Genomic DNA, 12894 nt, shown 5'->3' with positions numbered 1-12894 from the left:
TAGAATACTATTATCAATGTCAGAAATATTGAAAGAAAATGCAGAAATTATTTTAGGTAAAATTTTCAAATCAGGAGAATTAACAATACCCCTCGCACCAAGCAATATAGAAATGTTTGGTCCTCGTGCTGCTTGTTTAGTTTTAGAAAATGGTCCTTTATGGGTGTCGGATACGGGACATCATCGATTATTAGGATGGCGAAATTTACCAACTACAGATAGTCAACCTGCTGATTGGGTAATTGGACAACCTAATTTTAATTTTGAAGGAGCAAATGCTAAAGGTAAACCAGAAAAAAATACTGTAAATGTTCCGACTGGAATCTGTAGCTGTGGGGAAGGATTGGCTGTTGCTGATGCTTGGAATCACCGAATCTTAATTTGGAAAAATAACCCGGAAGATAGCAATGTTCCGGCAGATATAGTATTAGGACAAACTGATTTTAACAGCAATCAAGCAAATCGCGGAAGTTTAACAGCAGCGGCAAATACTTTAAACTGGTGCTATGGAGTTTTCTATTACCAAGGAAAGCTATTTGTTGCCGATACGGGAAATCGTCGTTTGCTGATTTGGCATCAGTTACCAGAAGAAAACGGACAACCAGCAGATGTTGTTTTAGGACAACCTGATATGCAATCCCGCGATGAAAATGGTGGTGGTAATGCTAATGCTTCCACTATGCGCTGGTGTCACGATATTACTATTTGGGATAATAATTTAGTTGTCAGCGATGCGGGTAATAATCGCGTGATGATTTGGCAGGGAATACCAACAGAAAACAATACTCCTTGTGCGGTAGTTTTGGGACAAGAAACTTTTGATTTAGTTGAAATGAATCAAGGTGTTTATTTTCCTAAAGCTAATAGTTTAAGTATGCCTTATGGTGTTGCTGCTACACAAAATTGGTTATTAGTTACCGATACAGCAAATTCCCGGTTATTAGCATGGAAAAAACCACAGTCCATTTTATCGCTGCAAGGTGCCTATGCCGATTTAGTCATTGGGCAAAATGATTTTTACAGTAAAGGTGAAAATCGCGATTATGGATTACCAACTCGCGATAGCTTAAATTGGTCTTATGGCATTAACGTACACAATAATACAGCAGTTATAGCTGACTCTGGGAATAATAGAATATTGTTGTGGAAAATTAGTTAGCAATACCCTAAAGGGTATCGCTACATGAATAAAGCCTGCCTCCGCAGGCTGTAACTTATCTAGCCTAGGGAGGTAGGTTTGATAAATATAGCCCCAGGCTTATAGTTAGCAATACCCTAAAGGGTATCGCTACATGAATAAAGCCTGCCTCCGCAGGCTGTAACTTATCTAGCCTGCGGAGGCAGGCTTGGTAATTGTAGCCCCAGGCTTATAGCCTGCGGGCGTTTTGCTCAAAGCACAATATAATGCACATAGAAGAAATTAGAATTAGCGGAACAGTTCAAGGAGTTGGTTTTCGCCCTACAGTTTACCGTATTGCTAAGGAATTAAACTTAAAAGGTGATGTTTGTAATGATGGTGAAGGTGTATTAATTAGAGTATGTGGTAGTCAAGAGTCTATAGAAGAATTTATTAAGAGAATACAGCAAGAATCTCCTCCTTTAGCAAATATTGATAGGTTAAAAATAATTCCTTTTCAACAGGATTTAGTATTTAATGACTTTGTAATTTCTGATAGCAATAATACTGCAATAAAAACACAAATTGCTCCCGATGCTGCTACTTGCGAAGATTGTAAACAAGAAATTTTCGACCCTTTGAGCAGGTACTATCGTTACCCTTTTACCAACTGTACTCATTGCGGACCCCGTTTGAGTATCATTAATGCTATTCCTTACGACCGCTATAATACCAGCATGGGGATGTTTGCAATGTGTCCCGAATGCAGAGAGGAATACGCAGACATAGAGAACCGTCGCTTTCACGCACAACCAGTAGCTTGCTATACTTGCGGTCCTCATGCCTGGTTAGAGCGTGCTGATGGAAAACCCGTCACGGCTGCGATGTTTTCGATGTTAGATGATGTTGATGCTGTCTGTACTTTATTGCAAAAAGGTGAAATAGTAGCAATCAAAGGCTTAGGAGGAATTCATCTTGCTTGTGACGCTACCAATAATGTAGCAGTAGAAAAACTTCGTCAACGAAAACAGCGTTACTATAAACCCTTCGCCTTAATGGCAAGAGATATACAAGTTATAGAAAAATACTGCAAACCAACAACCACAGAAAAAGAATTATTAGAAAGCGCGATCGCACCAATTGTCTTAATTAAAATATCTGAAAATTCTCCCAATCTCCCTCTTTCTCCATTAATAGCACCAGCGCAAAACACCTTGGGCTTCATGCTACCTTATACTCCATTGCATCATTTAATTTTAAGGAGAATGAATCGTCCGATTGTGTTAACTAGCGGTAACATTTCCGACGAGCCACAATGCATTAACAATCAGGAAGCGCGAGATAAATTAAGCAAAATAGCTGATTATTTTCTTTTTCATAATAGAGATATTGTTAACCGTGTTGATGATTCGGTAGTAAGAGTTGTAGAAGATAAAGTCCAAATTATTCGTCGTGCTAGAGGGTATGCACCAGCACCGATAAATTTACCGTTAGGTTTTGAAAATACACCGCAAATTCTAGCAATGGGTAGCGAATTAAAAAATACCTTTTGTTTGTTGCGAGATGGAAAAGCAATTTTATCTCAGCACTTAGGGGATTTAGAAAATGCAGCGGTTTTTCAAAGCTATCAGGATACTCTCAATCTATATTTAAACTTGTTTGAGCATCAACCGGAAGCTGTAGCCGTAGATAAGCATCCGGAATATTTATCAACGAAACTCGGTAAAGAATTAGCAGTTGCAAATCAAGTTGATTTATATCAAATTCAACATCATCATGCCCATATAGCTGCCTGTATGGTAGAAAACAAACTACCATTAGATTCTCCACCAGTTTTAGGTATTGCTTTAGACGGTTTGGGCTACAGTGAAGATAATACTTTATGGGGAGGAGAACTTTTATTAGCTGATTATGATAATTTTACTAGATTAGCCACCTTAAAACCTTTTCCATTAATCGGTGGAGAAAAAGCAATTTATCAACCTTGGCGTAATACCTATGCTCAACTGATATCAGCATTTGATTGGTCAGAAATTAAGCAATGTTACGGTAATTTAGAAATTTTTAAATACTTAGAGCAAAAACCCTTAACAACCATCAATAATTTAAAAAAAAGTTTATTAAATACACCTTTAACATCATCTACAGGTAGATTATTTGATGCAGTAGCAGCAGCCATCGGAATTTGTCGAGAAGAATGTAGCTACGAAGGACAAGCAGCAATTGAAATGGAAGCTTTAATAGATGAAAAACTATTAAATCAACGTAAAGAAACGCTAACTTATCCTTTCAAACTTAACTTTTTAGATAACATTTATTATATAGATCCATATCCCATGTGGAAAGCACTCCTTAGCGATATACAGCAGAAAACTTCTACAAAAATTATCGCTGCGAAATTTCACTTAGGATTAGCGATCGCCATCGTGGCAACAGTTAATACTCTCAGTAAAAAATACTCAATAAACCACGTAGCACTCACCGGAGGAGTATTTCAAAATCGTATTTTATTAAAGCAAGTAACAAAGCGCTTACAAGCATTAGGAATTAATGTACTTACCCACAGCCTAGTATCCTGCAATGATGGTGGTTTATCTCTCGGGCAAGCTGTAATTGCAGCAGCAAAAAATTTGAAAAGAGAGAGGGGGTAGAAGGGGAAGAGGGGGGAGAGGGGGAGAAGAATACATAATTATCACCAATTACCAACGCTCAATACCCAATGCCCAATCCCCCATGCCCCATTCCCAATGCCCCATTCCCAATTACCAATTACCTATTAAAAAATGTGTCTAGGAATACCCGGTAAAATAATAGAAATAACCGATATCAAAAACAAACTAGCAACAGTTGACGTAAGCGGAGTTAAACGTCAAGTTAACATTGCTTGTATTGTAGACGAACAACATCCACCCGAATCATGTATTGGTGATTGGGTATTAGTTCATGTCGGTTTTGCAATGAACAGAATTAACGAAAAAGATGCAGCAGAAACACTGCAATTGCTGCAAGAAATGGCTGAATTAATGGTTGATTATTAAATTTGGTTAGTTGTTAGTTGTTAGTGGTTAGGAGTTATAAGTAGCGAACAGCGAATAAGAAATTACTAACTCTTCCCCCTCTTCCCCCTCTCCCCCCTTCCTTCATATGAAATACGTCGATGAATTTCGAGATACTTACAAAGCCGAAGCCTTAGAATGGCAAATTCAAAAGTTAGGAAGCTTGCTTAAAAAACCCGTTAAAATTATGGAAGTTTGCGGGGGACATACGCATTCAATATTTAAATACGGTATAGAAGAGTTTCTACCATCTTCAGTTGAATTAATTCATGGTCCCGGTTGTCCAGTATGCGTAATGCCAAAAGGTAGAATAGATGATGCTATTTATATTGCTCAAAATCCAAACGTTATTTTAACAACTTTTGGTGACACGATGCGGGTACCTGGCTCAAAAATTAGCTTGCTGCAAGCAAGAGCTAGTGGTGCGGATATTCGTATGGTTTATTCACCATTAGATTGTTTGGACATTGCTAAAAACAACCCCGAAAAAGAAGTTGTATTTTTCGCTATTGGTTTTGAAACTACCGCACCAAGTACGGCATTTACAATCCTACAAGCAGCAGCGGAAAATATAAATAATTTTAGTATGTTTTGCAATCACGTCTTAGTGATTCCTGCACTCAAAGCATTATTAGATAATCCCGATTTGCAGTTAGATGGTTTTGTTGGTCCCGGTCATGTCAGTATGGTAATCGGGTCAAATCCATATGAATTTATTTCCCAAGAATATAAAAAACCAATCGTTATTTCTGGTTTTGAACCATTAGATATTTTGCAATCAATTTGGATGCTATTATGGCAGCTTGTAGAAAATCGCTGCGAAGTAGAAAATCAATATAGCCGTTTAGTAGAAAAAGAAGGAAATCAACAAGCAATCAAAGCTATAAATCAAGTATTTGGAGTCAGAAAAACCTTTGCGTGGAGAGGTTTAGATGAAATACCATACTCAGGATTAAAAATTAATTCCGAATATGCAAAATTTGACGCTGAAACTAAATTTACCATTCCTAATTTAAAAATACCTGACCATAAAGCCTGTCAATGTGGAGAAATTCTTAAAGGAGTTTTAAAACCTTGGCAATGTAAAGTATTCGGTACAGCTTGTACCCCAGAAAAACCAATCGGTTCCTGCATGGTTTCATCTGAAGGTGCTTGTGCAGCCTACTATAAATACGGGAAAAATCAGTTAACAGTTAACAGTGAGCAGTGAACAGTCATCAAATTTCCATATATCTACCTTTAACCTCTAACCTCTAACCTTTAACCTTTAACCTTATTCTTATGCCATTCATTACTATTCAAATTGCGAAAGGACACTCCATAGAAAAAAAGCGAGAGCTAGCCAAAGCTATTACCGATGCAATGGTTTCTACAATGGGTACAAAACCCGAATGGGTAACCATTCATATCGATGAATTTGAACGCAATAATTGGTCTGTTGGAGGTACACTACATTCCGATAAACATAAAGGTAGACACAAAGAAAAAGGCGTTTAATAAATAACTGATTACTGATGTAAAGACGTTGCAGTGCAACGTCTCCCTATGTTGAAAATCATATCGACACTTTTGTAAAATCAATATTTTTAATTTATTGAATATAAAAAATGCCAATCCCCTCACAAAATCAATTTTTTAAAAATCTTGAAAAAAAACGCCAGCGAAAAGCCAAAGTAACAGATACTCATATTAATCTTGCTCATGGTAGTGGCGGAAAAGCCATGCGGGATTTAATTGATGATATCTTTGTGACAAATTTTAGTAATCCAAATAATCCTAATTTATCCCAATTAGAAGACCAAGCAAAATTCGATTTATCAGACTTGATGCAGTTAGGAGATAAACTGGCTTTTACAACTGATTCTTATGTTGTTGAACCCTTATTTTTCCCTGGCGGCAACATTGGAGAATTAGCTATTAATGGTACCGTCAATGATTTAGCTGTGGGTGGTGCAAAACCTTTATATTTAACCTGTAGCGTAATTTTAGAAGAAGGATTATCTTTAGAAACATTACGTCAAGTTGCTCAAAGTATGCAAGCAGCAGCACAAGAAGCAAACGTACAAATTGTCACTGGAGATACAAAAGTTGTTCCCAGAGGTGCTGCGGATAAACTGTTTATAAATACTACTGGGATTGGTGTAATTCCTCCTCATATTTGTATATCTGCTAGCAATATAAAACCTGGAGATGCGATAATTATTAATGGTGAAATTGGAAATCATGGTACAGCAATTTTAATTGCTCGCGGGGAATTAGCGTTAGAGTCCGATATTAAAAGCGATTGTCAGCCATTACACGATTTAGTTGCAACAATACTCGATGTTTGTCCCGAAATTCATGCAATGCGAGATGCAACTAGAGGTGGTTTAGCAACAGTTTTAAACGAATTTGCTTTAACTTCAAACGTCGGAATTTGCCTTGAAGAACAATCTATTCCCATTCGTGAAGAAGTCAAAGGAGTTTGTGAAATATTAGGATTAGAACCTTTCTATTTAGCAAACGAAGGTAAATTAATAGTAGCTGTAGCAAGCGAAAATGCCGACAAAGTATTATTAGCAATGAAATCCCATCCAGCAGGAAAAAATGCTGCAATTATCGGCAAAGCAACTGCCTCACCCCAAGGAATAGTATCTTTGAAAACCAGCTTCGGAGCCAAAAGAATTATTGATATGTTAGTCGGCGAACAATTACCAAGAATTTGTTAAAAAATGGGAATTGGGCATTGGTAATTGGTAATAGGTAATTGGTAATTGGTAATTGGTAATTGGTAATTGGTGATTGGTAATTGGTAATTGGTAATTGGTAATTGGTGATTGGTAGTTGTTTTCTTCCCCCTCTTCCCCACGCCACTTGCTACAACCGAGGAAATCTCGGCAACGCAGTGGCTCATCTCCCCCTCCTACTTAACTGATAACTGTTCACTGCTCACTGCTAACTGCTAACTGTTAACTGTTCACTGAAAATGCACGAACTTGGAATTACTCAAAATATAGTATCAATTGTTTGCGATCGCGCTGAAGGGAAAAAAGTCCAGCGAGTTTTATTAGAAATTGGTAAGCTATCGGCAATTATGCCAGATGCAGTACGGTTTTGTTTTGATATTTGTTCTCAAGGAACGGTTTTAGAAAAGGCAAAATTAGAAATTGTTGAAATTCCTGGTTTAGCTGTTTGTCGTCAATGCGGTACTCAAATTCCTTTAGAAAAGCCTTTTGGAAAATGTAATTGTGGCAGTCAGCAACTAGACTTGATTGCTGGAGAAGAATTGAAAATTAAGGAAATAGAAGTCGAAGAATTATGTGTGTAACCTGCGGTTGTTCGGATAATAGCGGAAAAATTACTAATCCTCAAACTGGTGAAGTTTTGGCAATACCTCATGATGACAACCATCATCACACTCATACTTTAGCTGATGGTACGGTAATCTCTCACTCACACAACCACGATACAGTAAATAATGCATCTGAAATTCACGCCAAAATTCATAATACAACCATATCTTTAGAGCAAAATATTTTAGCTAAAAATGATTTAATCGCAGCCCAAAATCGGGGATGGTTTAAAGGTAGAAATATTTTGGCGTTGAATTTAATGAGTTCCCCTGGCTCGGGAAAAACAACTTTATTAACTCGTACTATTAACGATTTAAAAGATAGATTAACTATCAGTGTAATTGAAGGCGACCAAGAAACAATCAACGATGCCAAAAAAATCGAAGAGACTGGCTGTAAAGTTGTACAAATTAATACTGGAACTGGCTGTCATCTCGATGCTTTGATGGTGGAAAAAGGATTGCAGCAGCTTAATCCCAGTCTTGATTCGGTGGTAATGATTGAAAATGTAGGAAATTTAGTTTGTCCGGCTTTATTTGATTTAGGAGAAAAAGCAAAAGTTGCTATTCTTTCGATTACCGAAGGAGAAGATAAACCAATCAAATATCCTCATATTTTCCGCGCTAGTGACGTAATGATAATTACGAAAACTGATTTATTACCTTACGTGCAGTTTGATGTAGAAAAATGTATCGAATACGCACGAGAAGTTAATCCTAATATAGAGATTTTTCAAGTTTCTGCGCTTTCTGGAGAAGGTTTAGATGATTGGTATCAATGGTTAAGGAAGTAAATACTTATTTTAGATGCTTATCTATGAATAAAAATGATTAAAGTCCAAATTCATCTGATTCGATATTAAGTAGCAAGACTTGGTTAATTAATTGCACGAGTAAGCGTAATGAAAAAAATATTGTTATGCTAACTACCGAAACTGGTAACAGCCAAATTGCATTATCTAAACTTATGATTTCCATTAAATATTATCCTTAGTTTACCTATATTTGTTGCCTTTTTAATATAAAGCTGTTTGAATTATTCGACGTATAGAAAAGCTACAGTTTGCTTATTTAGTGTCAAAACTTTATCTAGTATTTTTATGCGAAAAATTTAGTTTATATAAACTTAAAACAAATAGGTAGAATATCTGTCTACCTAATTGTTAAGAAGCTTACTTAGTATAAATCACCCAAAATGCATGTGCGATACCGGGAACAAAACCACATAAAGTCAAAACAATATTTAGCCAAAAATGGAAGCCAAATCCAACTTGTAAAAATACTCCTACGGGGGGCAATAACAGAGCGCAAAGAAAGCGAACTAGATCGAATCCCATAATTTTTACCTGTTGTTACGATACTCCGATAATAATGCTTTATCTAGATAAAACTTGGTTGATTAACAAACATTAAATAGAAAAATAATTCGGTTTTGAAAAATTATAAATGTCTCTACATATTTTGTTAAATAGATATTAAACTCCTTGACTGCACTAATACAAATACAAATACAACATATGATTTGGGCAAAGTAATCAGTATTTTTATTTAAAGTTAAAAATCTCAAGTAAACAAAATCAAATATCTGAAATAATTAAATCTCACTCGCCATCCGCAAAGAAAAAATGTTAAAACCGGGGTGAATTTGAATACACGCATCTCATAAATATGATTCGCCGCATTGGTTATTGGTTGGAATCTCGTTTTTGTGCCCCTGCATATGGTGGTTTGGTATTAGCGGGAATTTCGATTTGTTTTTTCGGGGCAGCTATGAATACCATGGCTGGCTGGCTGTATGCTATCAGCGGGTTGAGTTTTGCTTTACTCGGCTATACTGCTTTTTTATCACCGAAATCTTTGAAAGGCTTGCAGCTTCAGCGAAAAATGATTCAACCAGTTACTGCTGGAGATGATTTAACTGTTGAATTAGAAATTTTGAATCAAACCAAGAAGCCGGTTTCTTTATTGCAAATAGAAGATAAATTACCTTTCGTTTTAGATAAACCACAGCTACACCCAATTGAAACTATCTCGCCGAAAACTACCTATAGCTGGGTATATTATCAGCCTACCGAACGTCGGGGTATTTACCGCTGGCAGAATGTAGAATTAGCAACCGCCGCGCCTCTTGGGTTATTTTGGAGCCGCCGCCAACGTCAATTAGACGCGATCGCAATTGTCTACCCGAAAGTTTTACCGCTCAAATGTTGCCCTTTAGTTGATGACATGGGTAAGGAAGATAGCAGCAGAGGACAACCTCGCGGCAACCCTCTGCAAACAGCTAGTGAAGGATTAACCCGCTCTTTACGTCCCTATCGCATAGGAGATCCTTTACGATTAATTCATTGGCGAAGCAGCGCCCGTTACGGGGATTTACGAGTACGCGAATTAGAAATGCTCACAAGCGGACAGGAAATTATTATTGCTATAGATAATGGTGAGTGGGAAGAAAACAATTTTGAGGAAGCAGTAATTGCCGCAGCTTCAATGTATTTCTATGCACAAAAGCAACTAATGCAGGTACAGCTATGGACGGCTTCCACAGGTATAATTAGCAGAAAAAGAGATGTTCTCGAAGCCTTAGCAGCAATTAATCCCCAAGATGAAGTCATTAAACCGCAGCCTACAGATAAACCTTTGATTTGGTTAACTCAAAATCCAACGACATTTTCTTCGCTTCCTTACAGCAGTCGCTGGATGCTATGGCAAAATATTTCATCATCGCAGCCCCAAGCTGTCATCAATAGAGATGTGCCAGGTATTGTCATTAACTCCGAACAACCTTTACAAGCTCTGCTTCAGCAACCATTAAATTGATAATTATTTCCAAACAGGTATATTCAAAATTTCAATCAATCAAATTTAAATGAAATTGAATAATTGCCTTACACAAAGCATAGAATAGCAATCGTAAATTTTTGTTAACTAATAGTAAATATAAGTTGGGGTAAATTCCCCTAGTATTAGCTCACAGATGGTGAGGTACAATGCATACATATTAAATTAAAGAAGCCTTTCCTTATGATTTCATCAGAAGCAAATACTAAATCTCCATCAGAAGAAAATACTACATCTACAGATAAAAGTTTAGAAGCAATGCGGCGTTTTTCGGAACAATATGCTAAGCGTACCGGAACTTACTTTTGTTCCGAACCCTCTGTTACAGCAGTTGTTATCGAAGGGCTTGCCAAGCATAAAGATGATTTAGGTGCCCCTTTGTGTCCCTGCCGTCATTATGAAGACAAAGAAGCCGAAGTTAGCGCAACTTTTTGGAATTGTCCCTGCGTACCAATGCGGGAGCGTAAGGAATGTCATTGTATGCTTTTCTTAACTCCCGATAATGAATTTGCTGGCGACAAGCAGGATATCTCTTTGGATACGATTAAAGAAGTAAGAGATAGCATGGGTTAATGCATCTTTTATGAGCCAAGCAATTCCCCAAGAATTTTGGCAAGGCATAGAACTGTTTAATACAGGTCAATTCTATGCCTGTCACGATACCTTAGAAGCTTTATGGATGGAAGCCGTAGAGCCAGACAAAACTTTTTATCAAGGAATTTTACAAATTTCAGTAGCGCTTTATCATTTGGGTAACGGCAATTTCAAAGGCGCAATAATTTTACTAGGTGAAGGTAGCAACCGTCTTGCTCGCTATCCTTCAGTTTATTGTCAAGTTGATGTTGATGAATTATTAGAGCAAAGCATAGCTTTATTAAAAGCACTACAGAAAAATCAGCTAGAGCAAATTGACTCTTCCCAACTCGAAGCAGATACTTTACCCCTTCCCCGGATTTTGATAGTTAAAGAGTAATTAAGATTGGTAATTGGGCATTGGGCATTGGGCATTGGGCATTGGTAATTGGTAATTGGTAATTGGTAATTGATAACTTGTTACTGGTAACTGATAACTGTTCACTGCTCACTGCTCACTGTTCACTGATAACTGTTCACTGTTCACTGTTGACTGTTGACTGTTCACTGTTCGCTGTTGAAACTTTGGCGGTTATTGAAGCGTCAGGTATTGTGTAGATTATTTGTAATCAAATAGTCATCTATCGGTAAATATAACGTTTTGATATAGTACTTGAGATAATTAAAGTACGAACCAAAATTATTGCTTATTATCACTCCTACACAGCTATTATGTACAACTACCGCTTACCTAAACTTCAATTGCGTCGTCTCGGTTTCGCTTTAATGTTACCGGTTGCACTGTGTGGCGCGGTAGTTTTTCCTACTCAGCTACAAACTGCTATAGCTCAAACTGCGGATAATCGTCCTTTGAGTATTCGTGCGGATGTGCAGGAATATAATTCTAATACTCAGGTAGTTACCGCAAGGGGTAACGTACAGCTTTCGTATCCCGCTCGCCAGATAAAAGCAACCGCAGCTCAAGCACAATTTTTTAATCGAGAGCGTCGGATTATTCTTAGTGGTGGCGTGTATATTTTACAAGGCGGCACCAACAGCATTCGGGGAGAAACTGTTACTTATTTAATTGATGAAGGACGATTTGTTGCTACACCAAAAAGCGGCAGACAGGTAGAATCTGTATATGTTGTGGACGATGCTCCCAATGCTTCACCTAACAGGGCACCTTCAACACCAAACTTAAGACGTTCTAATTAGAAAAGACAAATAACGAGCGCAAATCGTGAAAATTGTTTTAGAGAACATTCACAAATCCTACGGGAAGCGGACAATTGTAAATCGCGTTAATCTTTCCGTTGCTCAAGGCGAAATCGTCGGTTTATTAGGACCAAATGGTGCTGGTAAAACGACGACTTTTTATATTGCTACCGGTTTAGAAAAACCCGATAGAGGAACGGTTTGGCTTGATAAACGCGATGTTACAGCTATTCCCATGCACGGCAGGGCGCGTTTGGGTATTGGTTATTTAGCCCAAGAAGCAAGCGTTTTTCGTCAATTAACCGTGCGGGAAAATATTCTATTGGTACTCGAACAAACTAAGGTACCGCGTCCGGAATGGGATATACGTGTTATTAGGCTATTACGAGAATTTAGTTTAGAAAAAGTCGCCGATAGTAAAGGAATTCAGCTTTCCGGAGGAGAAAGACGCAGAACCGAATTAGCAAGAGCTTTAGCATCAGGAAGAGAAGGCCCCAAATTTTTATTTTTAGATGAACCCTTTGCTGGAGTCGATCCCATTGCAGTTTCCGAAATTCAAGAAATTGTCGCCCAACTTCGCGATCGCAACATGGGAATCTTGATCACAGATCACAATGTTCGCGAAACTCTTGACATTACCGATAGGGGTTACATCATGCGCGAAGGACAAATACTAGCCTCCGGTTCCTCCGATGAACTTTACGACAATCCCCTTGTCAGGCAATATTATTTGGGTGAAAATTTTCAAGTCTAATAAATTG

Annotated in this window: 14 protein-coding genes; 13 read left to right on the top strand and 1 reads right to left on the bottom strand. The window is 37.6% G+C overall.

Features of this window, described 5'->3' with window-relative positions; translation table 11 throughout:
- Positions 1-16 precede the first annotated feature (16 nt).
- From RIV7116_RS29745 to hypB, 8 genes are all read left to right on the top strand, one after another.
- On the top strand, positions 17-1159 hold the full coding sequence (locus RIV7116_RS29745) for a hypothetical protein (RefSeq protein WP_015122052.1): 1143 nt from the start codon (positions 17-19) through the stop codon (positions 1157-1159).
- A gap of 245 nt (positions 1160-1404) precedes the next feature.
- Positions 1405-3768: a carbamoyltransferase HypF gene (hypF, locus tag RIV7116_RS29740; RefSeq protein WP_015122051.1), complete on the top strand. Its 2364-nt coding sequence runs from the start codon at positions 1405-1407 to the stop codon at positions 3766-3768.
- 132 nt (positions 3769-3900) lie between these two features.
- Positions 3901-4155, top strand: coding sequence for a HypC/HybG/HupF family hydrogenase formation chaperone (locus tag RIV7116_RS29735; protein WP_015122050.1), 255 nt, complete (start codon positions 3901-3903; stop codon positions 4153-4155).
- Positions 4156-4261: 106 nt separating this feature from the next.
- On the top strand, positions 4262-5383 hold the full coding sequence (gene hypD / locus RIV7116_RS29730) for a hydrogenase formation protein HypD (protein WP_015122049.1): 1122 nt from the start codon (positions 4262-4264) through the stop codon (positions 5381-5383).
- Between the two features lie 71 nt (positions 5384-5454).
- Positions 5455-5670 carry a 4-oxalocrotonate tautomerase family protein gene (locus RIV7116_RS29725; protein WP_015122048.1) on the top strand — a complete coding sequence of 72 codons (216 nt, stop codon included), beginning with the start codon at positions 5455-5457 and terminating at the stop codon, positions 5668-5670.
- A 110-nt stretch (positions 5671-5780) separates the two neighbouring features.
- A complete protein-coding gene (gene hypE, locus RIV7116_RS29720; RefSeq protein ID WP_015122047.1) occupies positions 5781-6881 on the top strand; it encodes a hydrogenase expression/formation protein HypE in 1101 nt (366 codons plus the stop codon).
- A gap of 257 nt (positions 6882-7138) precedes the next feature.
- Positions 7139-7480, top strand: coding sequence for a hydrogenase maturation nickel metallochaperone HypA (gene hypA, locus RIV7116_RS29710; protein WP_015122046.1), 342 nt, complete (start codon positions 7139-7141; stop codon positions 7478-7480).
- On the top strand, positions 7471-8298 hold the full coding sequence (hypB, locus tag RIV7116_RS29705) for a hydrogenase nickel incorporation protein HypB (protein ID WP_015122045.1): 828 nt from the start codon (positions 7471-7473) through the stop codon (positions 8296-8298). The genes hypA and hypB overlap by 10 nt, the downstream gene beginning before the upstream one ends.
- Positions 8299-8676: 378 nt before the next feature.
- Here hypB and RIV7116_RS35370 read toward each other — a convergent pair whose 3' ends face one another.
- Positions 8677-8841 carry a YqaE/Pmp3 family membrane protein gene (locus tag RIV7116_RS35370; RefSeq protein ID WP_015122043.1) on the bottom strand — a complete coding sequence of 55 codons (165 nt, stop codon included), beginning with the start codon at positions 8839-8841 and terminating at the stop codon, positions 8677-8679.
- Between the two features lie 325 nt (positions 8842-9166).
- Here RIV7116_RS35370 and RIV7116_RS29695 point away from each other — a divergent pair, with 325 nt between their 5' ends.
- From RIV7116_RS29695 to lptB, 5 genes are all read left to right on the top strand, one after another.
- Entirely contained in the window at positions 9167-10321 is a 1155-nt protein-coding gene (locus RIV7116_RS29695; protein ID WP_044291260.1) for a DUF58 domain-containing protein, read from the top strand.
- 204 nt (positions 10322-10525) lie between these two features.
- A complete protein-coding gene (locus tag RIV7116_RS29690; protein WP_015122041.1) occupies positions 10526-10915 on the top strand; it encodes a ferredoxin thioredoxin reductase catalytic beta subunit in 390 nt (129 codons plus the stop codon).
- A 10-nt stretch (positions 10916-10925) separates the two neighbouring features.
- Positions 10926-11315, top strand: a complete 390-nt coding sequence (locus tag RIV7116_RS29685) for a DUF309 domain-containing protein (RefSeq protein WP_015122040.1) — start codon at positions 10926-10928, stop codon at positions 11313-11315.
- Positions 11316-11647: 332 nt separating this feature from the next.
- Positions 11648-12133 (top strand): LptA/OstA family protein, encoded by a 486-nt coding sequence (locus tag RIV7116_RS29680; protein WP_015122039.1) that lies wholly within the window; start codon positions 11648-11650, stop codon positions 12131-12133.
- A gap of 25 nt (positions 12134-12158) precedes the next feature.
- On the top strand, positions 12159-12887 hold the full coding sequence (lptB, locus tag RIV7116_RS29675) for an LPS export ABC transporter ATP-binding protein (protein ID WP_015122038.1): 729 nt from the start codon (positions 12159-12161) through the stop codon (positions 12885-12887).
- Positions 12888-12894 lie beyond the last annotated feature (7 nt).

It is taken from the genome of Rivularia sp. PCC 7116, from assembly GCF_000316665.1.
Lineage (GTDB): Bacteria > Cyanobacteriota > Cyanobacteriia > Cyanobacteriales > Nostocaceae > Rivularia.
This window is presented reverse-complemented; position numbering and strand designations above follow the sequence as displayed.

Excerpts from the sequence above, each read along its gene's own strand:
- RIV7116_RS29685 (WP_015122040.1), top strand. The coding sequence starts at position 10,926 with ATGAGCCAAGCAATTCCCCAAGAATTTTGGCAAGGCATAGAACTGTTT.
- RIV7116_RS29725 (WP_015122048.1), top strand. The coding sequence starts at position 5,455 with ATGCCATTCATTACTATTCAAATTGCGAAAGGACACTCCATAGAAAAA.
- RIV7116_RS35370 (WP_015122043.1), bottom strand. The coding sequence starts at position 8,841 with ATGGGATTCGATCTAGTTCGCTTTCTTTGCGCTCTGTTATTGCCCCCC.
- RIV7116_RS29690 (WP_015122041.1), top strand. The coding sequence starts at position 10,526 with ATGATTTCATCAGAAGCAAATACTAAATCTCCATCAGAAGAAAATACT.
- hypF (WP_015122051.1), top strand. The coding sequence starts at position 1,405 with ATGCACATAGAAGAAATTAGAATTAGCGGAACAGTTCAAGGAGTTGGT.
- hypE (WP_015122047.1), top strand. The coding sequence starts at position 5,781 with ATGCCAATCCCCTCACAAAATCAATTTTTTAAAAATCTTGAAAAAAAA.
- RIV7116_RS29680 (WP_015122039.1), top strand. The coding sequence starts at position 11,648 with ATGTACAACTACCGCTTACCTAAACTTCAATTGCGTCGTCTCGGTTTC.
- RIV7116_RS29745 (WP_015122052.1), top strand. The coding sequence starts at position 17 with ATGTCAGAAATATTGAAAGAAAATGCAGAAATTATTTTAGGTAAAATT.
- RIV7116_RS29735 (WP_015122050.1), top strand. The coding sequence starts at position 3,901 with ATGTGTCTAGGAATACCCGGTAAAATAATAGAAATAACCGATATCAAA.
- hypB (WP_015122045.1), top strand. The coding sequence starts at position 7,471 with ATGTGTGTAACCTGCGGTTGTTCGGATAATAGCGGAAAAATTACTAAT.
- hypD (WP_015122049.1), top strand. The coding sequence starts at position 4,262 with ATGAAATACGTCGATGAATTTCGAGATACTTACAAAGCCGAAGCCTTA.
- hypA (WP_015122046.1), top strand. The coding sequence starts at position 7,139 with ATGCACGAACTTGGAATTACTCAAAATATAGTATCAATTGTTTGCGAT.